This window comes from Streptomyces sp. CBMA291, assembly GCF_014596525.1.
GTDB lineage: Bacteria > Actinomycetota > Actinomycetes > Streptomycetales > Streptomycetaceae > Streptomyces.
Map to the genome: position 1 here is coordinate 1 of NZ_MSJP01000072.1, position 22043 is coordinate 22043.

The window sequence follows — 22043 nt, forward strand, 5'->3', positions numbered from 1 at the left end:
GCCACCGTCCCCGCCGCCCTGCCGCTGCTGCGGCGGTCGGCCGCCCCGCTCGCGCCGGGCCCCGCCCTCGGCCGCCTCGGCGCCGGCCTGGTCGTCGAGGCGCAAGGTCAGCGAGATCCGCTTCCGTCCCCGCCGCCCTGCCGCTGCTGCGGCGGTCGGCCGCCCCGCTCGCGCCGGGCCCCGCCCTCGGCCGCCTCGGCGCCGGCCTGGTCGTCGAGGCGCAAGGTCAGCGAGATCCGCTTGCGCGGGATGTCCACGTCGAGCACCTTCACCTTGACGACGTCACCGGGCTTCACCACGTCCCGGGGGTCCTTGACGAAGGTCTTCGACATCGCCGACACGTGCACCAGACCGTCCTGGTGCACACCGACGTCCACGAACGCGCCGAAGGCCGCCACATTGGTGACGACGCCCTCCAGGACCATGCCGGACGCCAGGTCGCCGATCTTCTCGACCCCGTCCTTGAAGGTCGCCGTCCGGAACGCCGGTCGCGGGTCGCGCCCCGGCTTCTCCAGCTCGCGCAGGATGTCGCTCACCGTCGGCAGACCGAACGTCTCGTCGACGAAGTCGTCGGCCCGCAGCGAGCGCAGCCGCCCGGTGTCGCCGATGAGCGCCGCGACCTCGCCGCCCGTCGCCTTCACCATCCGGCGCACCACCGGGTAGGCCTCCGGGTGCACCGACGAGGCGTCGAGCGGGTCGTCGCCGCCCCGGATGCGCAGGAAGCCCGCGCACTGCTCGTACGCCTTCGGGCCCAGCCGGGACACGTCCTTGAGCGACCGGCGCGAGCGGAAGGGGCCGTTGGCGTCCCGGTGCGCGACGATGTTCTCCGCGAGCCCGGAGCTGATGCCCGAGACCCGCGAAAGCAGCGGCGCCGAGGCGGTGTTGACGTCCACGCCGACACCGTTCACACAGTCCTCGACGACCGCGTCGAGCGAGCGCGAGAGCTTCACCTCGGCCAGGTCGTGCTGGTACTGGCCGACGCCGATGGACTTCGGGTCGATCTTCACCAGCTCGGCCAGCGGGTCCTGGAGCCGCCGGGCGATGGAGACCGCGCCGCGCAACGACACGTCCAGGTCCGGGAGTTCCTGCGAGGCGAACGCGGAGGCGGAGTAGACCGACGCGCCCGCCTCCGACACCATCACCTTGGTCAGCTTCAACTCGGGGTGCTTCGCGAGGAGTTCACCCGCGAGCTTGTCGGTCTCGCGGGACGCGGTGCCGTTGCCGATCGCGACCAGCTCGACCGCGTGCTCCTTCGCGAGGCGTGCCAGCCGCTCCAGGGCCTGGTCCCACTTGTTGGCCGGGACGTGCGGGTAAATCGTGTCGGTGGCCACGACCTTGCCGGTCGCGTCGACCACCGCGACCTTCACACCGGTACGGAAACCGGGGTCGAGGCCCAGCGTCGCCCGGGTGCCCGCGGGCGCGGCGAGCAGGAGATCGCGCAGGTTCGCCGCGAAGACCCGGACCGCCTCGTCCTCGGCCGCCGTCCGCAGCCGCAGCCGCAGATCGATCCCCAGATGCACCTGGATACGGGTCCGCCAGGCCCAGCGGACGGTGTCCTGGAGCCACTTGTCACCGGGGCGCCCCCGGTCGGCGACGCCGAAGCGGTGCGCGACGATCCCCTCGTACGAGGAGGGGCCGGGGGTCTGCGAGGGCTCCTCCGGCTCCAGGTCGAGGCTGAGCACGTCCTCCTTCTCGCCGCGCAGCATGGCGAGCACCCGGTGCGAGGGCAGCGCGGTGAAGGGCTCGGTGAAGTCGAAGTAGTCGGCGAACTTCGCCCCCGCCTCCTCCTGGCCCTCGCGCACCTTCGCCACCAGCCGGCCCCGGCCCCACATGCGCTCGCGCAGCTCGCCGATGAGGTCGGCGTCCTCGGAGAACGTCTCGGCGAGGATCGCCCGCGCGCCCTCCAGAGCCGCCGGGGCATCCGCGACACCCTTGTCCGCGTCCACGAAGGCGGCGGCGGCCGCCGCCGGGTCCACCGAAGGGTCGGAGAGCAGCCCCTCGGCCAGCGGCGCGAGCCCGGCCTCCCGTGCGATCTGGGCCTTCGTCCGGCGCTTGGGCTTGAAGGGCAGATAGATGTCCTCCAGGCGCGCCTTGGTGTCGGCGCCCCGGATCGCGGCTTCGAGCGGCTCGGTCAGCTTGCCCTGCTCGCGTACCGAGTCGAGGATCGCCGACCGGCGGTCCTCCAGCTCGCGCAGGTACCGCAGCCGCTCCTCCAGGGTGCGCAGCTGCGCGTCGTCGAGCGTCTCGGTCGCCTCCTTGCGGTAGCGCGCGATGAACGGCACGGTCGAACCGCCGTCGAGCAGCTCGACGGCCGCCTTCACCTGTCGCTCGCGTACGCCGAGCTCCTCGGCGATCCTTGCTTCGATGGACGTGGTCACGGTGTCCCGACTCGCCTTCTCGTGCCTCAAGCTTGCGAAGTGCATTCTGCCGGGTCGCTCACCCGGACGCGGCAACCGGCCCGTCCCGCGCGCGTCCCCGGCCGCCCCCGCCCGCCGGTCGCGGTGGGTGAGACCGGGGCGGCGACGGTCCCGGGGCCCCTCGCCCCGAGTGTCGAGGCGCACGTGGAGAGCCGTGTCGCCGCCTTCCGGGAACTGCCGGGAACCTCCCGGAACTGCCGGGAACCTTGGGGAACCGTCCGTCAGGGCCGGTTCTCAGCTCCCGTACGTGAAGCGGGGCGCGCGCCGTTCGAGGAAGGCGGCTATTCCCTCGGCGGTGTCGCCGCTGCCGTGTGCCTGCTCCTCCCAGTGGGCGTCCCGGTCCAGGCGTCCATCGGCGAACTCCTTGGCCGCCGACTGGGTCAGCAGCGAACGGGAGGCCAGGATCCGGGTGAACTCGGCGACCCGCCCGTCCAGTTCGCCCGCCGGGTGGAGCTCGTCCACGAGACCGGTCCGCAGCGCCCGTTCCCCGTCGATCAGTTCGCCGGAGAACAGCAGGTACTTGGCGGTGGAGGGGCCCACGAGGGCGGTCAGCCTGCGGGTGGCGGAGGAGGGGTAGACGATGCCGAGCTTCGACGGGGTGACCCCGAAGCGGGCGTCCTCCTCGGCGAACCGCAGGTCGCAGGCGGCCGCGAGCTGACTGCCGCCGCCCACGCAGAAGCCCCGGACGGCCGCCAGGGTCGGCCGGGGGAAGGCGGCCAGCGCCTCCTCGGCGCGTACGGCGAGCGTCCGCTGTTCGTCGCCGGGCTCCCGGAGCGCCGAGATGTCGGCCCCGGCGCAGAAGGTGTCGCCCTCGCCGGTCAGGACGAGGACCCGGACGGCGGGGTCGGCGGCGAGCCGGTCGAGGACGCCGGGGAGCGCGCGCCACATGCCGGCGCTCATCGCGTTGCGCTTGGCGGGGTTGGCGATGACGACGGTGGCGATCCCGTCCTTGACGCTGTCCTTCAGCTGCGGCTCCATGGGCCGGATGCTATCCGCCGGGTCCGAACGTACGATCAGGAAGGGGCCGTCCCGAGGAGGCACCGCATGGCCGAGGACGCCCGTGGGAGATCCGGGGGCCGGGACCGTGCTGGGGGGACGGCCGGTGAGGGCAGGCGGCTCAGCCGTGCCTTCGGGCGGCTCGCGGTACTGGGTGCCGTACTGGTGCTCTGCGGGCTCGTCGGTCTGGTCTACACGGGCCTGGCCACCCTCACCTCGATGCTGCTCTTCGGCTGGCTGCTGCTGATCGGCGGCGTGGTGGGCCTGCTCCAGGCCGTCCAGTGGCGGGGGACCGGGTCCTTCTGGCCCGCGGCGGTGGTCGCCGCCCTGAACCTCGCCGCCGGAGTGGTGGTGATCCGGCATCCGGAGGGCTCGGCGGAGGCCCTGACGATGTTCGCGGCCCTGCTCTTCCTGGCCGGTGGCGTCTTCCGCCTCGTGGGCGGTGTGGTGGCGCGGGGGCCGCAGTTCGGCTGGACCCTGCTCCAAGGCGTGTTCGGCCTGCTGCTCGGGCTGCTGGTGCTGTTCGACTGGCCGCACAGCAGCCGGTACGTCCTCGGGCTCTTCTTCTCGCTGGCGCTGCTCTTCGACGGCCTCGGCCTGATCGCGATGGGGGTGGGCGGCCGGAGGATCGTGGGGATGGTGACGCCACCGCCACCGACCCTGGAGCCGGAGCCGTCTCGGGAGCCCGGCGACCCGCCCCGGGGCTCCGCACCGGGCCGGGGGCCCGACCAGGACCGGGAGCCGCTCGCGGACCCGTCCCGGCACCCCCGCCAGGAATGACAGAAAGCGCAGCCGAACAGTCGTACAACTGACACGGGCATACTCCACTGATCAGAAGGCAGCCGATAAGTATCGACTTCTGGTCAGTAGCTGGGCCTGCCGCCGCCCATTGCCAAGACTCGATCCGTGGCGAGAATCGAGTACGAGGACGGGTACCGGACCGTGGGCGACCACGCGGGCACCCCCGCCCGGCAACCGTTCCGCGAAGGAGTCTGGCGCTTCACCGCTGCGGCGGTCGACGTCTCCGTCCCCCAGGCCCGGCACGCCGTACGCGACCTTCTGGTCCGCCAGGGCGTACCGCTGTACGAGGAGACCATGGACGGCCTGCTGCTGATCGTCTCCGAGCTGGTCACCAACGCCGTACGGCACGCGGCGCTGCTCTCCCCGCAGATAGCGGTGGAGGTGGCTGTCGGCCCCGGGTGGATCAGGGTCTCCGTGGAGGACGACCATCCGTACCGGCCCAAGGCGGTGGAGGCGGGCCACGGGCAGACCGGCGGCCGGGGGCTGCTGCTCGTCCGGGAGATCGCCCGGGAGGCCGGCGGCATGTGCGACGTCGAGCACACCGCGAGTGGCGGGAAGATCATCTGGGCGGCGCTGCCCCTGGCTCCGATGGCACCGGGGCCGGGGGCGGCGTCACCGTCCGAGGTCACCAGCCCCCGGACGGACCCGTCAGTTCCCTGATGGCAGGGCGCGCCGCGTCGAGCACGGTCATGAACCAGGCGGAGAACGGCACGGCGGCGTGCCGCTCGGCCAGCTCCGCGGGGGTCACGAAGACGGTGTCCTCGATCTCCTCCGGGTCCGGGTCCGGCTCGGCCTGCACGAGGCCGACGAAGAGGTGGTTGAACTCCTGCTCCACCAGGCCCGAGGCCGGGTCCGGGTGGTTGTAGCGGACCGTGCCGGCCTCCGCGAGCAGCGTCGGCGAGACGCCCAGCTCCTCGAAGGTGCGCCGGGCCGCCGCCGCGAACGGCGCCTCGCCCGGGTAGGGGTGACCACAGCAGGTGTTCGACCAGACACCGGGGGAGTGGTACTTGCCGAGCGCGCGGCGCTGGAGCAGCAGGCGGCCCGACTCGTCGAAGAGGAAGACGGAGAAGGCGCGGTGCAGCTGTCCGGGCGCCTGGTGGGCGGCGAGCTTCTCCGCCGTACCGATGGTCGTCCCGTCCTCGTCGACCAGTTCGAGCATGATCGGCGCAGGGGCTCCGGGCGTCTGGACACCGTTCGACGCGATCTCGGGGGAGATCTGTACCGCGGTGGCTGGTGTGGTCGGCATACCCATCCTTCGCTTCGGTCCTCCACCCCGGCGGGGCGGCCTCAGTCTGCCGTACAAAACCGGCTTGTCCGTACTTCGTCGGCCGGACGTGGCCGCTCCCGCCGCACTGGAGTACATCCGGCGCGGCGGGCCCGGGGCGGCTGGGGGAGTCACTCCACCCCGAAAGGTCCCGGATAGGCGATCCTGCCGGGCGGAACGGGCGCCGAATCGTCGAGGACCAGCGCCATCATCGCCTCGTCCGGCACCTCGAAACCTGGCTTGATTCCGTATGCGGACGCACGTACGAACCCGAACCGGGGGTAGTACTCCGGATGGCCCAGTACGAGCACGAGCCGTTCGCCGCGCAGCCGGGCCGCGTCGAGCACCGCCCGGACGACGGCCTGCCCGGCCCCCGTGCGCTGGTGTCCAGGGGTCACCGAGACCGGGGCCAGGGCCGCCGCGGGGGCTCCGTCGACCCGGCAGCGGGTGAGCAGGGCGTGCGCGGCGATCGAACCGTCGGGGGCCTCGGCCACGTACGAGAGGCCCGGCAGCCAGGCCTCGGGATCCTGGCGGAGGGCGTCGACGAGATCGGCCTCGGCGGTCGACCCGAAGGCGGCGGCCACCACCCGGCGCACCTCCGCGGCCTCGCCGTCCCGCTCGGGGCGGGCGGTCCAGCGCGGGGTGGCGGGGTCGGGGGACGTGTGGTGCCGGGCGTTGTCGGACAACAGGGGGAACCTTTGATGAGGAGGTCCCGGCCGACGACGTGACGTACCGGTGGGAACCGGGATCAGGTCAGCCGGAGACCCGGAGGTCGAGGAAGGGCCGGGTGGCGCCGCTCGGGGCGGCCTCCATGGCGACGGTCATCGGACTCGACCCCTCTCCCGCACGTCCAGGTGAGGCAAGCCTAACAGCCCGTGCTCACAGACAGAGCTTGGCCTCGTGTTCCGCGTGCCCCACCGGCTCCAGCTGGAAGGTGCAGTGCTCCACGTCGAAGTGGGAGCCCAGGCAGCCCTGGAGCGCGTGCAGCATCTTCTCGTGTCCCACCGCGTCCAGCGCGTCCTGGTCCACCACCACGTGCGCCGAGAGCACCGGCATCCCCGAGGTGATCGTCCAGGCGTGCAGATCGTGGACGTCCTCGACGCCGGGCAGGGCCAGGATGTGGGCCCGTACCTCCGCCATGTCCACGCCCTTGGGGGCCGACTCCAGGAGGACGTCCAGCGTCTCCCGCAGCAGCTTGACCGTACGCGGGACGATCATCAGACCGATCACGATCGAGGCGATCGGGTCCGCGTACTGCCACCCCGTGGCCAGGATGACCGCCGCCGCGACGATCACGGTGACCGAGCCCAGGGCGTCCGCCAGTACCTCCAGATACGCCCCGCGCACATTGAGGCTCTCCTTCTGGCCCCGCATGAGCAGCGAAAGGGAGATCACGTTCGCGACCAGACCGACCGCCGCGAAGGCGATCGCGAGCCCGCCCTTGGTCTCCGCCGGTTCCACGAACCGCTGGATCGCCTCGAACAGCACATAGCCGCCGACCACCAGAAGCATCAGACAGTTGGCGAGCGCCGCCAGGATCTCGGCCCGCGCGAAGCCGAACGTACGGTTGCCCGAAGGCGGCCGGTTCGCGAAGTGGATGGCGAGCAGCGCCATCCCGAGCCCGAGCGCGTCGGTCGCCATATGGGCCGCGTCCGCGATCAGCGCGAGCGAGTCGGCGACCAGACCGCCGACGATCTCGATCACCATCACGGAGAGTGTGATGCCGAGCGCGATCCGCAGCCGGCTCCGGTAGGCGGCTCCCGCCGTCCCGGTCGGCGGCGGTCCGCCGTGGCCGTGCCCGTGGTCGTGTCCAGCCCCCATCGCGTGCCTCCCGGTCCGTACGGTCGCAACTGCCCCGATGGGCAAGTGAACTACGGGAGGGGGGTATGTGCAACACGGTACTGAACACCGTTGTCATATGCTCTGACCTGCGGTGATGTCTTCGGAGCCCAGAGTGGGGGAGAGGTCGGGCCACGGGTGTGCGCGAGCGGGCGCGACCGGTGTTCGCGGGCCGGACGGCCGATCGCCGATGATGATCTCCGCAGGGCGCGGAGCATCGTTGCGGACACGGGTGGGCCGAGGGGAGTCCTGCCCGCGAAGCCTCGGTGAACTCGCGCTTCTGTTCATCCGATAGCCTCAGCCGACGTGTAGCCGCCCGGTGCCGGGCCGCACCGCCGTGCCCGGGGCCGCCATGGGTTCCGTCGGCCCCTCCATCAGCTCCAAGGAGTGAGTTCGTCTGTCGACCGCCATCCTCACCGGCCCCCCGGCACCCGGCTCCTCGCTCGACGGAGACCTGCGGTCGCTCGGCTTCGACGTCAAGACGGCCGCCGGTGCCGCCGAGGCGGCCACCCTGCTGGCCGCCGTCCCCGCCGGTGAACGCGTCGCCCTCGTCGACGCCCGGTTCGTCGGCCACCAGCACGCCCTGAGGCTCGCCCTCACCGACCCCCGGTTCCCCGCCGCCGCCGCACCCGGCGCGCTCACCGCGCAGCCCGGGGCCCGCCCCGCGCTCACCCGCGCCCTGAGCGCCGCCGACGGCACCGACGACCTCACCGGCACCCTCGCCGACGCCCTCGACGCCGACGGCGTCGCCGTGCACCGGCCCCCGCTCGGCACCCTCGTCGCCACCGTCCCCACCGACGCCGAGGCCCGACACCAGGCCCGCGCCGCCGTCGCCGCCGTCGACGACGAGGCCGTACGCCTCCGCTCCGCCGTCAAGGCGCACGACGGCTTCTTCACCACCTTCTTCATCAGCCCGTACTCGCGCTACATCGCCCGCTGGTGCGCCCGCCGGGGGCTGACCCCCAACCAGGTCACCACCGCCTCCCTGCTCACCGCCCTGGTCGCGGCGGGCTGCGCGGCGACCGGCGAGCGCACCGGCTACATCGCCGCGGGCGTCCTGCTCCTCGTCTCCTTCGTCCTCGACTGCACCGACGGGCAGCTCGCCCGCTACGCGCTCAAGTACTCGACGATGGGCGCCTGGCTCGACGCCACCTTCGACCGCGCCAAGGAGTACGCCTTCTACGCGGGACTCGCCCTCGGCGCCGCCCGTGACGGCGACGACGTCTGGGCCCTGGCGCTCGGCGCGATGATCCTGATGACCTGCCGGCACGTGGTGGACTTCGCGTTCAACGAGGCCAACCACGACGCCACCGCGAACACCAGCCCCACCGCCGCCCTCTCCGGCAGGCTCGACAGCCTCGGCTGGACCGTCTGGGCGCGCCGCATGATCATCCTGCCGATCGGCGAGCGCTGGGCGATGATCGCCGTCCTCACCGCCGTCACCAGCCCCCGGATCGTCTTCTGGGCGCTGATCGTCGGCTGCGCCTTCGGCGCCTGCTACACCACGGCGGGCCGCGTCCTGCGCTCCCTGACCCGCAAGGCGAAGCGCACCGACCGCGCCGCCCAGGCCCTGGCCGACCTCGCGGACTCCGGCCCGCTGGCCGCGTTCACGGGCCGGTTCTTCGGCCGCGCCGGGCTGTCCATGATCCCCGGGGTCGTCGGCGCGCTCGTCGCCGCCGGCGTCCTGCTCCCCGCGGTCCTCGGCCGCCCCTTCGGGGACACGACGACCATCGTCGCCGCGTGCCTGTACGTGCTGTTCGCCGGCTCCGCCGTCGTCCGCCCCCTCAAGGGCGCCCTCGACTGGCTCGTCCCGCCGATCTTCCGCGCCGCCGAGTACACCACCGTCCTCGTGCTCGCCGCCCGCTCCGACGCCCCGGGCGCGCTCCCGGCGGCGTTCGGGCTGGTCGCGGCGGTCGCCTACCATCACTACGACACGGTGTACCGCATTCGCGGAGGCACCGGCGCGCCGCCCGCCTGGCTGGTGCGCGTCACCGGCGGACACGAGGGGCGCACGCTCCTGGTGACCGTCCTCGCCGCCCTGCTGGCGGACCGCGGTGACGACTTCACCCTGGCCCTGACCGCCCTGGCGGTGGCCGTGGCGCTCGTGGTGCTCGTGGAGTCCATCCGTTTCTGGGTCTCCTCCGGAGCACCCGCCGTTCACGACGAAGGAGAAACAGCATGATCGGCCTCGTACTGGCAGCCGGTGCCGGACGGCGACTGCGCCCCTACACCGACACGCTCCCGAAGGCCCTCGTGCCTGTCGACGGGGACACCACGATCCTCGACCTCACGCTGAAGAACTTCGCCGAGATCGGCCTCACCGAGGTCGCGATCGTCGTCGGCTACCGCAAGGAGGCCGTCTACGACCGCAAGGACGCCCTGGAGGCCGAGTACGGCCTCAAGATCACCCTGGTCGACAACGACAAGGCCGAGGAGTGGAACAACGCCTACTCCCTGTGGTGCGCCCGTGACGTCCTCAAGCGCGGTGTCATCCTCGCCAACGGCGACACCGTCCACCCGGTCTCCGTCGAGAAGACCCTGCTCGCCGCCCGCGGCGAGGGCAAGAAGATCATCCTCGCCCTCGACACGGTGAAGCACCTCGCCGACGAGGAGATGAAGGTCATCACCGCCGAGGGCAAGGGCGTCCAGCGCATCACCAAGCTGATGGACCCGGCCACCGCCACCGGCGAGTACATCGGCGTCACCCTGATCGAGGCCGAGGCCGCCGAGGAGCTGGCCGACGCCCTCAAGGCCACCTTCGAGCGCGACCCCGACCTGTACTACGAGGACGGCTACCAGGAGCTGGTCAACCGCGGCTTCACCGTCGACGTCGAGCCCATCGGCGACATCAAGTGGGTCGAGATCGACAACCACGACGACCTCGCGAAGGGCCGTGAGATCGCGTGCCAGTACTGACCCGGCTGATCCCCTCGCCGGTCGTCGTCGACATCCGCAGGGGAGCGCTGGACGACCTGTCCGCGCTCCTCGCCGACCAGCGGATCTCCAGCAACGGCAAGATCGCCGTCGCCATCAGCGGCGGCTCCGGCCTCAAGCTGCGCGACCACTTCGCCCCCGAGCTGCCCGGCGCCGACTGGTACCCGGTCTCCGGCGGGACCATCGACGAGGCCGTGAAGCTCGCCGACGCCATGCGCGGCAAGCGGTACGACGCCGTGGTCGCCCTCGGCGGCGGCAAGATCATCGACGTGTCCAAGTACGCGGCGGCCCGGGTCGGGCTGCCGCTGGTGGCCATCGCCACCAACCTGTCGCACGACGGGATCTGCTCCCCGATCTCGACCCTGGACAACGACAACGGCCGCGGCTCCTACGGGGTGCCCACCCCGATCGCCCTCGTCATCGACCTGGACGTCATCCGGGAGGCCCCGGTCCGCTTCGTGCGCTCCGGCATCGGCGACGCGATCTCCAACCTCTCCGCCATCGCGGACTGGGAGCTGTCGCACCGCGAGACCGGCGAGCCCATCGACGGCCTCGCTGCCGCCATGGCCCGCAGCGCGGGCGAGGCCGTGCTCCGCCACCCCGGCGGCGTCGGTGACGACGACTTCCTCGTCACCCTCTCCGAAGGCCTGGTGATGTCCGGCATCGCCATGACGATCAGCGGCGACAGCCGCCCCTCCTCGGGCGCCTGCCACGAGATCAGCCACGCCTTCGACCTGCTCTACCCGACCCGCGCCGCCAGCCACGGCGAGCAGTGCGGCCTCGGAGCGGCCTTCGCCATGCACCTGCGCGGCGCCCGCGACGGCTCCGCGCTGATGGTCGAGACCCTGCGCCGGCACGGACTTCCCGTCCTGCCGGAGGAGATGGGCTTCACCGTGGACGAGTTCGTCCGGGCGGTCTCCTTCGCCCCGCAGACCCGGCCGGGCCGCTTCACCATCCTCGAACACCTCGACCTGTCCGACGACGAGATCAGGGACGCGTACGCCGACTATGCCAAAGCCATCCGTAGCTGAGCTGCGCCCGGTCGTCCACCCGCCGGGTGTGAAGGACCGGCGCAGTGGAGAGCACTGGGGCGGTCGCCTCTACATGCGGGAGATCTCGATCCGGATCACCCGCCGGCTCGTCGGCACCAGGATCACGCCGAACCAGCTGACGTACGTGATGACCCTCGCGGGCGTCCTCGCGGCCCCGGCGCTCCTCGTCCCCGGCATCCCCGGGGCCGTGCTCGGCGCGCTCATGGTCCAGCTCTACCTGCTGCTCGACTGCGTCGACGGCGAGGTCGCCCGCTGGAAGAAGCAGTTCTCCCTCGCCGGCGTGTACCTGGACCGGGTCGGCGCCTACCTGTGCGACGCCGCCGTGCTCGTCGGCTTCGGCCTGCGCGCCGCCGACCTGTGGGGCTCCGGCCGGATCGACTGGCTGTGGGCCTTCCTCGGCACGCTCGCCGCGCTCGGCGCCATCCTGATCAAGGCGGAGACCGACCTCGTCGGCGTCGCCCGGCACCAGGGCGGACTGCCGCCGGTCAAGGAGTCGGCCTCCGAGCCGCGCTCCTCCGGCATGGCGCTGGCCCGCCGGGCCGCCGGGGCGCTCAAGTTCCACCGGCTGGTCCTCGGCATCGAGGCCTCGCTGCTCATCGTGGTCCTGGCGATCGTGGACCAGATCCGCGGCGACCTGTTCCTCTCCCGGCTCGGCGTCGCCGTCCTCGCCGGGATCGCCCTCCTCCAGACCGTGCTCCACCTGGTGTCGATCATGGTCTCCAGCAGGCTGAAGTGAGGACGGCCGTGAGTAATCCGCTCAAGGTGGGCGCCGTCGTCATCACGATGGGCAACCGCCCCGACGACCTGCGCGCGCTGATCGACTCGGTCGCCAAGCAGGAGGGCGACCCGGTCGAGGTCGTCGTCGTCGGGCAGGGCACCCCGGTCACCGGGGTGCCCGGCTGGGTCCGCACGGTCGACCTCCCCGAGAACGTCGGCATCCCCGCCGGCCGCAACGTCGGCATCGAGGCCTTCGGCCCCGGCGGCACCGACGTCGACGTCCTGCTCTTCCTCGACGACGACGGACTGCTCGCGCACTCCGACACCGCCGAGCTGGTCCGGCAGGCCTTCACCGCCGATCCGCGCCTGGGCATCGTCACCTTCCGGATCGCCGACCCGGAGACCGGGGAGACCCAGCGGCGGCACGTGCCGAGGCTGCGCGCCTCCGACCCGATGCGCTCCTCCCGGGTGACCACCTTCCTCGGCGGCGCCAACGCCGTCCGCACCAAAGTCTTCGCCGAAGTCGGCGGTCTGCCGGACGAGTTCTTCTACGCGCACGAGGAAACCGACCTCGCCTGGCGCGCGCTCGACGCCGACTGGATGATCGACTACCGTTCCGACATGGTGCTGTTGCACCCCACCACAGCACCCTCCCGGCACGCCTCGTACCACTTCAACGTGGCCCGCAACCGAGTCTGGCTGGCCCGCCGCAATCTGCCCGCGCCCCTGGTGCCGGTGTATCTCGGCGTCTGGCTTCTGCTCACCCTGGCCCGTCGGCCCTCGCTTCCCGCGCTCAAGGCGTGGTTCGGCGGATTCCGCGCCGGCTGGACGACCCCCTGCGGACCGCGCCGCCCCATGAGGTGGCGTACGGTGTGGCGGCTGACCCGGCTGGGTCGCCCCCCGGTCGTCTGACATCGTGGTACCGACGTGCCGCGCATCTTGAACACGAAAGTTTCGACTTGTGAGTGACACACACCAGGGCGGGGCGGTCGCGACGAGCGCGCCCCCGTCCGTCGACGAGGGCCTGACCCCCGCCGCGCTGGCCGCGAAGTACGGCCTCTCGGTCAGCGGCGCCCGGCCCGGACTGTTCGAGTACGTCCGTGAGCTGTGGAGCCGACGCCACTTCATCCTGGCCTTCTCCTCGGCGAAGCTGACGGCCCAGTACAGCCAGGCGAAGCTGGGCCAGGTGTGGCAGGTGGCGACGCCGCTGCTCAACGCCCTGGTCTACTACCTGATCTTCGGGCTCATCCTGGGTGCCGGACGCGGTATGGCGAAGGACGTCTACATCCCGTTCCTCGTCACCGGCATCTTCGTGTTCACCTTCACCCAGAGTTCGGTCATGGCCGGCGTCCGGGCGATCTCGGGCAACCTCGGTCTGGTCCGGGCCCTGCACTTCCCCCGGGCCACGCTGCCGATCTCGTTCTCCCTCCAGCAGCTCCAGCAGCTGCTGTTCTCGATGATCGTGCTGGTGGCGGTCGCGATCTCGTTCGGCAGCTACCCCTCGCTCCGCTGGCTGCTGCTGATCCCCGCGCTGTTCTTCCAGTTCGTGTTCAACGTGGGTCTCGCGATGATCGTGGCCAGGATGGGCGCCAAGACGCCCGACCTCGCCCAGCTCATGCCGTTCATCATGCGGACGTGGATGTACGCGTCCGGCGTGATGTTCTCGATCCCCGCCATGCTCGCCGACAAGCCCGCGTGGATCGCCGACGTCCTGATGTACAACCCGGCGGCGGTCTACATGGACCTCATCCGCTACTCCCTCATCGAGGGATACGGCGCGTCGAACCTGCCGTCGCACGTCTGGCTGACCGCCCTCGGCTGGGCCGTGGTTTTCGGCATCGGCGGCTTCGTCTACTTCTGGAAGGCCGAGGAGAGGTACGGCCGTGGCTGACACGAACCGGTCCAGCGTCCCCACCGTCATCTGCGACGACGTCCACATCGTCTACCGCGTCAACGCCGGTGGCGGCGGCAAGGGCAGCGCCACCGCGGCCCTCAGCCGCATCCTCGGCCGGGGCAAGGCGGAGGTCACCCGGGGCGTCCGCAAGGTGCACGCGGTGCGCGGTGTCACCTTCACCGCCTACCGGGGCGAGGCCATCGGCCTCATCGGCTCCAACGGCTCGGGCAAGTCCACCCTGCTCCGCGCCATCGCCGGGCTGCTGCCCACCGAGAGCGGCAAGGTCTACACCGACGGCCAGCCCTCGCTCCTCGGCGTCAACGCGGCCCTGATGAACGACCTCACCGGCGAGCGCAACGTGATCCTCGGCGGCCTCGCCATGGGCATGAGCCGCGAGGAGGTGCGCTCGCGGTACGAGGGGATCGTCGACTTCTCCGGCATCAACGAGAAGGGCGACTTCATCAGCCTGCCCATGCGGACGTACTCCTCCGGCATGGGCGCCCGGCTCCGCTTCGCCATCGCCGCCGCCAAGAACCACGACGTCCTCCTCATCGACGAGGCGCTCGCGACCGGTGACCGCAAGTTCCAGATCCGCTCCGAGGAGCGGATCCGCGAGCTGCGCAAGGAGGCCGGCACGGTCTTCCTGGTGAGCCACAGCAACAAGTCCATCCGGGACACCTGCGACCGGGTGCTCTGGCTGGAGAAGGGCCAGCTCCTCATGGACGGGCCCACGGACGAGGTGCTCAAGGCGTACGAGCGGGAGACCGCCCGCTGACGGCCGCCCGCACTCCGCACCGCCTCCGCCCCCGCCGCTCCGGTGGGGGCGGTCCGCGTTTCCGGTGGGACGGGGGCGGTCCGCGTCGCCGACGACGGGGGCCGGGCGGCGGGGACGGTCGGGGATGGGCGGGGCGGCGGGGACGACCCGGTCGGGTGGCAGGGAGGGGACGGCCACCCGACTCCGGTCGGGGCGAAGTGACCGGGCCGCTGGAAGGGCCGGATTCGGACAGCACCCCGCCGTCTCCGGAGCCGTAACGTGACTGACCGTGCACGGACGGTCACCCCATCCGTACCGGCCTCCCTCCGCACCCGATCCCCATCCGCGATGCCTCCAGTGAACTCCCTTGCGTAAAAGGCGAGTTGAGGCCGCCCCCGATCCCTCCGCCGTTCGCCCGCCACCCGGGAACACCGACGGTCGTCGTACAACGTAAGCTGGACCGGTCTGTTTCGCGGCAAGTAGGGCGATACCCCACGGCCATCGAGCGCCGGGTGTGGCGGCGCTCTGTGCAGGGGTCGGCGGCGTGTCCGAAATAGGATGGATTGGATCGGCAGTGTAGAACGGGAGACGTGACGGTCATGACGCAGAATCTCCAGCTCCACGAGGGTGTCGCCGTCCCTCCGTCGGGCTGTGACCTGTGACGGACACCCGGCAGGCGCGCCCCGACGCCTCCGCGCGCGCCACACTCGGCAAGGCCGCGGACGAGAACTTCCCCGTGGCCCCCTTCTTCCTGCCCCGCGCCTGGCGCGACGACCTCATGGCCGTCTACGGCTTCGCCCGGCTCGTCGACGACATCGGCGACGGCGACCTCGCCCCCGGCGGCGCCGACGCCCGCCACCTCGGTCTCGCCCCCGAGACCGCCGGTGACCGGCTCGCCTTCCTCGACGCCTTCGAGGAGGACCTCCACCGCGTCTTCGACGGCACCCCCCGCCACCCCCTGCTGCGCGGCCTCCAGCCGACCGTACGGCGCCACGGGCTCACCCCCGCCCCCTTCCTCGGCCTCGTCGCCGCCAACCGCCAGGACCAGCGGGTCCGCCGCTACGAGACGTACGACGACCTCCTCGCGTACTGCGAACTGTCCGCCAACCCGGTCGGCCGACTCGTCCTCGCCATCACCGGCACCGACACCCCCGAGCGGATCCGCCGCTCCGACGAGATCTGCACCGCGCTCCAGATCGTCGAACACCTCCAGGACGTCGCCGAAGACCTCGGCAACGACCGGATCTACCTCCCCGCCGAGGACCTCGACCGCTTCCGCGTCACCGAACGCGACCTCGCCGAGCCCACCGCCGGAGCCTCCGTGCGCGCCCTGATCGCCTTCGAGGCCCAGCGCGCCCGCGATCTGCTCCACGCCGGAAGCCCGCTCGTCGCCAGCGTCCACGGCCGACTCCGGCTGCTCCTCGCCGGATTCACCGCCGGCGGCCTCGCGGCGCTCGACGCGATCACCGACGCCGGATACGACGTCCTCGCCGGGGCGCCGAAGTCCACCAAGCCGAGCCTGATGCGCCAGGCCGGAGCGGTCCTGCTCCGCGCGCGGAAAGAGGGGTGAGCGCGACCGTGGAGGCACAGCCCCAGCAGTCCGCACCGGTACAGGCCGCCTACAGCTACTGCGAGGCGGTCACCGGCCAGCAGGCGCGCAACTTCGCCTACGGCATCCGGCTGCTGCCGACCGAGAAGCGCCAGGCGATGTCCGCCCTCTATGCCTTCTCCCGGCGCGTCGACGACATCGGTGACGGCCCCCTGCCGCCCGAGGTCAAGCGGGAACGCCTGGAGGCCACCCGCGCCCTCCTCGACCGCGTCCGCGCCGACAAGGTCGACGAGGACGACACCGACCCCGTGGCCGTCGCCCTCGCCGACTCGGCCCGCCGCTTCCCGATCCCGCTCGGCGGTCTCGACGAACTCATCGACGGCGTCCTCATGGACGTGCGCGGCGCGACCTACGAGACCTGGGACGACCTCAAGGTCTACTGCCGCTGCGTCGCCGGAGCCATCGGCCGGCTCTCCCTCGGCGTCTTCGGCACCGCGCCCGGCGCCCAGGGAGCCGACCGCGCACCCGAGTACGCCGACACCCTCGGCCTCGCGCTCCAACTCACCAACATCCTCAGGGACGTACGCGAGGACGCGGGCAACGGGCGCACCTACCTGCCCGCCGACGACCTCGCCAAGTTCGGCTGCGGCGACGGCTTCGCCGACGACACCCCGCCCATCGGCGCCGACTTCGCCGGACTCGTCCACTTCGAAGTGCGGCGCGCCCGTGCCCTGTTCGCCGAGGGCTACCGGCTGCTGCCCATGCTCGACCGGCGCAGCGGCGCCTGCGTCGCCGCCATGGCGGGCATCTACCGCAGGCTCCTCGACCGGATCGAGCGCGACCCCGAGGCGGTGCTGCGCGGCCGCGTCTCGCTGCCGGGCCGCGAGAAGGCGTACGTCGCGGTGCGCGGCCTCTCCGGCCTCGACACCCGGCACATCGCCCGGCGCACCGTCAGGAGGCGGGCCTGATGAGCCCGTACGCTTCGCTCCACCGGGCAACCCCGCCCGCCTCCCCGGCGTCCCCGTACCCGGCGGACCGGACCGCGCCCCGCCCGCCCGAGACCACCCGAACGGAGACCGCGTGACCCACGACGCGACCGAGCGGAACGACCGGCAGCCCCGGGCCGTCGTCATCGGCGGCGGCATCGCCGGTGTCACCACCGCGCTCCGGCTCGCCGAGGCGGGACTCGGCGTCACCCTCGTCGAAGGGCGGCCCCGGCTCGGCGGCCTCGTCTTCTCCTTCCGGCGCGGCGACCTCACCGTCGACAACGGCCAGCACGTCTACCTGCGTTGCTGCACCGCCTACCGGTGGTTCCTCGACCGGCTCGACAGCGCCCGGCTCGCCCCGCTCCAGGACCGGCTCGACGTGCCCGTCCTCGACGTCGCACACCCCCGGGGCCCCCGCCTCGGCCGGATCAGCCGCGACAACCTGCCGGTGCCGCTGCACCTCGCGCGCAGCCTCGCCGGCTACCCGCACCTCTCCCTCGCCGAGCGCGCCTCGGTGGGCCGGGCCGCACTCGCCCTGAAGAAGCTCGACCCCGCCGATCCGGCCCTCGACGGCATCGACTTCGGCACCTGGCTCGGGCGGTACGGGCAGTCCTCGCGGGCCATCGAGGCGCTGTGGGACCTGGTCGGCATCCCCACCCTCAACGCCCCCGCGCCACAGGCCTCGATGGGGCTCGCCGCGATGGTCTTCAAGACCGGTCTGCTCTCCGAGCCCGGCGCCGCCGACATCGGCTGGGCCCACGTCCCCCTCGGCGACGTCCACGACACCCGGGCCGCCAAGGAGCTGGACGCGCTCGGCGTCCGCACCGCGCTGCGCACCAAGGCCGAGCGGATCTCCCGTACCGACGACGGGCGTTGGGCCGTCGAGGTGCCCGGCGAGACCATCGAGGCGGACACCGTCGTCCTCGCCGTACCCCAGCGGGAGACCCACGGGCTGCTGCCCGAAGGCGCCCTCGACGACCCCGACCGGCTTCTCGACATCGACACCGCCCCCATCCTCAACCTGCACGTGGTCTACGACCGCAAGGTGCTGAAGCGGCCCTTCTTCACCGCCCTCGGCTCTCCCGTGCAATGGGTCTTCGACCGCACCGAGTCCTCCGGTCTCACCGGCGGCGGCCAGTACCTCGCCGTCTCCCAGTCGGCCGCCGGGGACGAGATCGACGAGCCCGTCGCCGCCCTGCGCGCGAAGTACCTCCCCGAGATGGAGCGGCTGCTGCCCGCCGCCCGGGGCGCGGGTGTCCGCGACTTCTTCGTCACCAGGGAGCGGACGGCCACGTTCGCCCCGACCCCGGGCGTCGGCCGGCTCCGCCCCGGCGCCCGTACCCGGGCCCCGGGGCTGTACCTGGCCGGGGCCTGGACCGCCACCGGCTGGCCCGCGACCATGGAGGGTGCGGTGCGCAGCGGTCTCAGCGCCGCGGGCGCCGCTCTCTCCGCCCTCGGCCGCCGCCATGACCATCCGCTACAGGAGGCGGCATGAGTGTGAGTACCGGAACAAGAGGAGAGACCGTGCCGACTGTGCCGCCGGAGAATCCGGCCGTCGACACCGCGGACGTGACCGCACTGCTGGAGCGGGGACGGACCCTGTCCACCCCCGTACTGCGGGCGGCCGTCGACCGCCTCGCGCCGCCCATGGACACCGTGGCCGCCTACCACTTCGGCTGGATCGACGCCCAGGGCAACCCCGCCGACGGCGACGGCGGCAAGGCCGTCCGCCCCGCGCTCGCCCTGCTGTCGGCCGAGGCCGCGGGCGCCGCGCCCGAGGTCGGCGTCCCCGGCGCCGTCGCCGTGGAACTCGTCCACAACTTCTCGCTGCTCCACGACGACCTGATGGACGGCGACGAGCAGCGGCGCCACCGCGACACCGTATGGAAGGTGCACGGGCCCGCGCAGGCCATCCTCGTCGGCGACGCGCTCTTCGCGCTCGCCAACGAACTGCTCCTGGAGATCGGCACCGTCGAGGCGGGCCGGGCCACCCGGCGCCTCACCACCGCCACCCGCAAGCTCATCGACGGGCAGGCCCAGGACATCTCGTACGAGCACCGCGAGCGGGTCACCGTCGAGGAGTGCCTGGAGATGGAGGGCAACAAGACGGGCGCCCTGCTCGCCTGCGCCGTCTCCATCGGCGCCGTCCTCGGCGGCGCCGACGACCGCACCGCCGACAAGCTGGAGGAGTACGGCTACCACCTCGGCCTCGCCTTCCAGGCCGTCGACGACCTCCTCGGCATCTGGGGCGACCCCGAGGCCACCGGCAAGCAGACCTGGAGCGACCTGCGCCAGCGCAAGAAGTCCCTGCCGGTCGTCGCCGCCCTCGCGGCCGGCGGCCCGGCCTCCGAGCGGCTCGGGGAACTCCTCGCCGCGGACGCCAAGTCCAGCGACTTCGACAGCTTCTCCGAGGAGGAGTTCGCCGCCCGCGCCGCCCTCATCGAGGAGGCCGGAGGACGCGAGTGGACCTCCCAGGAGGCCCGCCGCCAGCACGCCGTCGCGATCGAGGCCCTGAACGAGGTGGACATGCCCGCCCGGGTGCGGGCACAGCTCGTCGCGCTCGCCGACTTCGTCGTCGTACGGAAGAGATGATCACCATCACCCTGATATGAGTGCGCGGTCGCCGGCCGGCGCCCCCTGGCGCCGGCCGACGGCAGACCCGTGAAAGCAGAAGAATTCGACTGCCGCAAAGGGGAAGCCATGACAGCGACGACCGACGGAAGCGCCGGGGCCGTGAGCCCCCGGGCGGCCTCGGCCAGCACCGCCACGCACCGCACCGACGCCTCCGCGTCCGGGCCCGAGGCCACCGCCGTCCGGGCCCTGGAACGGGGCGTCACGCATCTGCTCGACCGTCAGGACCCGGCGGGCTGGTGGAAGGGCGACCTGGAGACCAACGTCACCATGGACGCCGAAGACCTGCTCCTCCGCCGGTTCCTGGGCATCCTCGACCCGGACACCACCCGCGCCGCCGCCCTCCACGTCCGCCGCCTCCAGCGCGAGGACGGAGCCTGGGCCACCTTCCACGGCGGGCCAGGCGAACTCTCCGCCACCGTCGAGGCCTACGTGGCCCTGCGACTCGCCGGAGACCCGCCCGAGGCCCCCCACATGGCCCGCGCGTCCGGCTGGGTCCGCGCCCGCGGCGGCATCGCGGCCACCAGGGTCTTCACCCGGATCTGGCTCGCCCTCTTCGGCTGGTGGCGCTGGGAGGACCTGCCCGAACTCCCCCCGGAACTGCTCTTCCTGCCCAAGTGGTTCCCGCTCAACATCTACGACTTCGGCTGCTGGGCCCGGCAGACCATCGTGCCGCTCACCATCGTCTCCGCCAAGCGCCCGGTCCGCCCCGCGCCCTTCCCGCTCGACGAGCTGCACACCGACCCCGCCCGCCCGAACCCGCCCCGCCCGCCCGCCCCCGCCACCGGCTGGGACGGGCTCTTCCAACAGCTCGACAAGGCGCTGCACGCCTACCGCCGGGTGGCCCCCCGCCTCCTGCGCCGCACGGCCATGAACCGCGCCGCCCGCTGGATCGTCGAGCGCCAGGAGAACGACGGCTGCTGGGGCGGGATCCAGCCCCCCGCCGTCTACTCGATCATCGCCCTCCACCTCCTCGGCTACGACCTGGGGCATCCCGTCATGCGGGCCGGACTCGCCTCCCTCGACCGGTTCGCCGTCCCGGGCGAGGACGGCTCACGGATGATCGAGGCCTGTCAGTCGCCCGTCTGGGACACCTGCCTGGCCGTCATCGCCCTCGCCGACGCGGGGCTCGCCCCCGACCACCCGGCCCTGGTGAAGGCCGTCGACTGGATGCTGGAGGAGGAGATCACCCGCACCGGCGACTGGGCCGTCCGCAGGCCCGGACTCGCCCCGGGCGGCTGGGCGTTCGAGTTCCACAACGACACCTATCCCGACATCGACGACACCGCGGAGGTGCTGCTCGCGCTGCGCCGGGTCGACCACCCCGACCCCGACCGCGTCTCGGCGTCCATCGCCCGAGGCGTCCGCTGGACCCTCGGCATGCAGTCCCGCAACGGCGCCTGGGCGGCCTTCGACGCCGACAACACCAGCGCCTTCCCGAACAAGCTGCCGTTCTGCGACTTCGGCGAGGTCATCGACCCGCCCTCCGCCGACGTCACCGCCCATGTGGTGGAGATGCTCGCCCACGAGGGCAAGGCCGACGACCCGCGCGCCCGCCGGGGCGTCGAATGGCTGCTCGCCGAACAGGAGCCCAACGGTTCCTGGTTCGGCCGCTGGGGCGTCAACTACGTCTACGGCACCGGCTCGGTCCTCCCCGCGCTCACCGCCGCCGGACTGCCCGTCACCCACCCGGCGATCCGCCGGGCCGTCGGCTGGCTCGGCACCGTCCAGAACGAGGACGGCGGCTGGGGCGAGGACCTGCGCTCGTACCGCGAGACGGCATGGGCGGGGCGCGGCGCCTCCACCGCCTCCCAGACCGCCTGGGCGCTGATCGCCCTCCTCGCCGCCGGGGAGCGGGAGTCCGAGGCCGTCCGGCGGGGCGTCGCCTGGCTCGCCGCCACCCAGCGGGAGGACGGCTCCTGGGACGAGCCGTACTTCACCGGCACCGGCTTCCCCTGGGACTTCTCCATCAACTACCACCTCTACCGGCAGGTCTTCCCGGTCACGGCACTCGGCCGGTACGTGCACGGGGAGCCCTCGCCCGGCGGGAAGCACTGATGCGGCGCGAGCCGGGGCCGGACTCCGGGCCCGACCCTGGTGCTGGTGCTGGTGCTGGTGCTGGTGCTGGTGCTGGTGCCGGTGCCGGTGCCGGTGCCGGTCCGGATCCGGGTCTCGGTCCCGATCCGGGTCTCGGTCCCGGACCCGGGCA

At 72.4% G+C, this 22043-nt stretch carries 19 protein-coding genes; 14 read left to right on the forward strand and 5 right to left on the reverse strand.

Annotated features, from left to right (window positions below):
* Positions 1-107: 107 nt before the first annotated feature.
* Positions 108-2423: a Tex family protein gene (locus BU197_RS17880; RefSeq protein WP_223184098.1), complete on the reverse strand. Its 2316-nt coding sequence runs from the start codon at positions 2421-2423 to the stop codon at positions 108-110.
* Positions 2424-2651: 228 nt separating this feature from the next.
* Entirely contained in the window at positions 2652-3395 is a 744-nt protein-coding gene (locus tag BU197_RS17885) for an enoyl-CoA hydratase/isomerase family protein (RefSeq protein ID WP_188269288.1), read from the reverse strand.
* Between the two features lie 66 nt (positions 3396-3461).
* On the opposite strand from BU197_RS17885, the gene BU197_RS17890 reads away from it, so the two are divergent.
* On the forward strand, positions 3462-4193 hold the full coding sequence (locus BU197_RS17890) for an HdeD family acid-resistance protein (protein ID WP_188269289.1): 732 nt from the start codon (positions 3462-3464) through the stop codon (positions 4191-4193).
* A 162-nt stretch (positions 4194-4355) separates the two neighbouring features.
* Positions 4356-4874: an ATP-binding protein gene (locus BU197_RS17895; protein ID WP_317452198.1), complete on the forward strand. Its 519-nt coding sequence runs from the start codon at positions 4356-4358 to the stop codon at positions 4872-4874.
* On the opposite strand, the gene idi is transcribed toward BU197_RS17895, so the two are convergent.
* From idi to BU197_RS17910, 3 genes are all read right to left on the reverse strand, one after another.
* Positions 4840-5460, reverse strand: a complete 621-nt coding sequence (gene idi / locus BU197_RS17900) for an isopentenyl-diphosphate Delta-isomerase (RefSeq protein ID WP_411158499.1) — start codon at positions 5458-5460, stop codon at positions 4840-4842. The two genes, BU197_RS17895 and idi, sit on opposite strands and share 35 nt — an antisense overlap.
* Positions 5461-5609: 149 nt before the next feature.
* A complete protein-coding gene (locus tag BU197_RS17905) occupies positions 5610-6164 on the reverse strand; it encodes a GNAT family N-acetyltransferase (RefSeq protein ID WP_188269291.1) in 555 nt (184 codons plus the stop codon).
* A 193-nt stretch (positions 6165-6357) separates the two neighbouring features.
* Positions 6358-7299, reverse strand: coding sequence for a cation diffusion facilitator family transporter (locus BU197_RS17910; protein WP_188269292.1), 942 nt, complete (start codon positions 7297-7299; stop codon positions 6358-6360).
* 415 nt (positions 7300-7714) lie between these two features.
* Between BU197_RS17910 and BU197_RS17915 the strand changes: the two genes are divergently transcribed.
* The 12 genes from BU197_RS17915 (at position 7715) to shc (ending at position 21892) form a co-directional block, all read left to right on the forward strand.
* Positions 7715-9499: a DUF5941 domain-containing protein gene (locus BU197_RS17915; RefSeq protein WP_188269320.1), complete on the forward strand. Its 1785-nt coding sequence runs from the start codon at positions 7715-7717 to the stop codon at positions 9497-9499.
* Complete coding sequence (locus tag BU197_RS17920; RefSeq protein ID WP_188269293.1) at positions 9496-10233, forward strand: sugar phosphate nucleotidyltransferase; 738 nt, start codon at positions 9496-9498, stop codon at positions 10231-10233. The genes BU197_RS17915 and BU197_RS17920 overlap by 4 nt, the downstream gene beginning before the upstream one ends.
* Entirely contained in the window at positions 10221-11282 is a 1062-nt protein-coding gene (locus tag BU197_RS17925) for an iron-containing alcohol dehydrogenase family protein (RefSeq protein ID WP_188269294.1), read from the forward strand. The genes BU197_RS17920 and BU197_RS17925 overlap by 13 nt, the downstream gene beginning before the upstream one ends.
* Positions 11260-12039 carry a CDP-alcohol phosphatidyltransferase family protein gene (locus BU197_RS17930; RefSeq protein WP_188269295.1) on the forward strand — a complete coding sequence of 260 codons (780 nt, stop codon included), beginning with the start codon at positions 11260-11262 and terminating at the stop codon, positions 12037-12039. Before BU197_RS17925 ends, BU197_RS17930 begins: the two co-directional genes overlap by 23 nt.
* Positions 12040-12086: 47 nt before the next feature.
* The gene (locus BU197_RS17935) at positions 12087-12932 is read left to right on the forward strand and encodes a glycosyltransferase family 2 protein (protein ID WP_188269321.1); all 846 of its coding nucleotides are present in this window, start codon (positions 12087-12089) and stop codon (positions 12930-12932) included.
* A gap of 49 nt (positions 12933-12981) precedes the next feature.
* On the forward strand, positions 12982-13911 hold the full coding sequence (locus BU197_RS17940; RefSeq protein ID WP_188269296.1) for an ABC transporter permease: 930 nt from the start codon (positions 12982-12984) through the stop codon (positions 13909-13911).
* Positions 13904-14689: an ABC transporter ATP-binding protein gene (locus tag BU197_RS17945; protein WP_188269297.1), complete on the forward strand. Its 786-nt coding sequence runs from the start codon at positions 13904-13906 to the stop codon at positions 14687-14689. The genes BU197_RS17940 and BU197_RS17945 overlap by 8 nt, the downstream gene beginning before the upstream one ends.
* Before the next feature lie 637 nt (positions 14690-15326).
* Complete coding sequence (gene hpnC, locus BU197_RS17950; RefSeq protein WP_188269298.1) at positions 15327-16238, forward strand: squalene synthase HpnC; 912 nt, start codon at positions 15327-15329, stop codon at positions 16236-16238.
* Complete coding sequence (hpnD, locus tag BU197_RS17955; RefSeq protein WP_188269299.1) at positions 16235-17185, forward strand: presqualene diphosphate synthase HpnD; 951 nt, start codon at positions 16235-16237, stop codon at positions 17183-17185. The genes hpnC and hpnD overlap by 4 nt, the downstream gene beginning before the upstream one ends.
* A gap of 112 nt (positions 17186-17297) precedes the next feature.
* Positions 17298-18698: a hydroxysqualene dehydroxylase HpnE gene (gene hpnE, locus BU197_RS17960; protein ID WP_188269300.1), complete on the forward strand. Its 1401-nt coding sequence runs from the start codon at positions 17298-17300 to the stop codon at positions 18696-18698.
* A complete protein-coding gene (locus tag BU197_RS17965; protein ID WP_188269301.1) occupies positions 18695-19795 on the forward strand; it encodes a polyprenyl synthetase family protein in 1101 nt (366 codons plus the stop codon). The genes hpnE and BU197_RS17965 overlap by 4 nt, the downstream gene beginning before the upstream one ends.
* A 108-nt stretch (positions 19796-19903) precedes the next feature.
* Positions 19904-21892, forward strand: coding sequence for a squalene--hopene cyclase (shc, locus tag BU197_RS17970; RefSeq protein WP_188269302.1), 1989 nt, complete (start codon positions 19904-19906; stop codon positions 21890-21892).
* Positions 21893-22043 lie beyond the last annotated feature (151 nt).

Bases quoted from the DNA above. Each gene is read 5' to 3' on its own strand.
- BU197_RS17880 (WP_223184098.1), bottom strand. From the start codon at position 2,423: ATGCACTTCGCAAGCTTGAGGCACGAGAAGGCGAGTCGGGACACCGTG.
- BU197_RS17885 (WP_188269288.1), bottom strand. From the start codon at position 3,395: ATGGAGCCGCAGCTGAAGGACAGCGTCAAGGACGGGATCGCCACCGTC.
- BU197_RS17890 (WP_188269289.1), top strand. From the start codon at position 3,462: ATGGCCGAGGACGCCCGTGGGAGATCCGGGGGCCGGGACCGTGCTGGG.
- idi (WP_411158499.1), bottom strand. From the start codon at position 5,460: ATGCCGACCACACCAGCCACCGCGGTACAGATCTCCCCCGAGATCGCG.
- BU197_RS17910 (WP_188269292.1), bottom strand. From the start codon at position 7,299: ATGGGGGCTGGACACGACCACGGGCACGGCCACGGCGGACCGCCGCCG.
- BU197_RS17920 (WP_188269293.1), top strand. From the start codon at position 9,496: ATGATCGGCCTCGTACTGGCAGCCGGTGCCGGACGGCGACTGCGCCCC.
- BU197_RS17930 (WP_188269295.1), top strand. From the start codon at position 11,260: ATGCCAAAGCCATCCGTAGCTGAGCTGCGCCCGGTCGTCCACCCGCCG.
- BU197_RS17935 (WP_188269321.1), top strand. From the start codon at position 12,087: ATGGGCAACCGCCCCGACGACCTGCGCGCGCTGATCGACTCGGTCGCC.
- BU197_RS17965 (WP_188269301.1), top strand. From the start codon at position 18,695: ATGAGTGTGAGTACCGGAACAAGAGGAGAGACCGTGCCGACTGTGCCG.
- shc (WP_188269302.1), top strand. From the start codon at position 19,904: ATGACAGCGACGACCGACGGAAGCGCCGGGGCCGTGAGCCCCCGGGCG.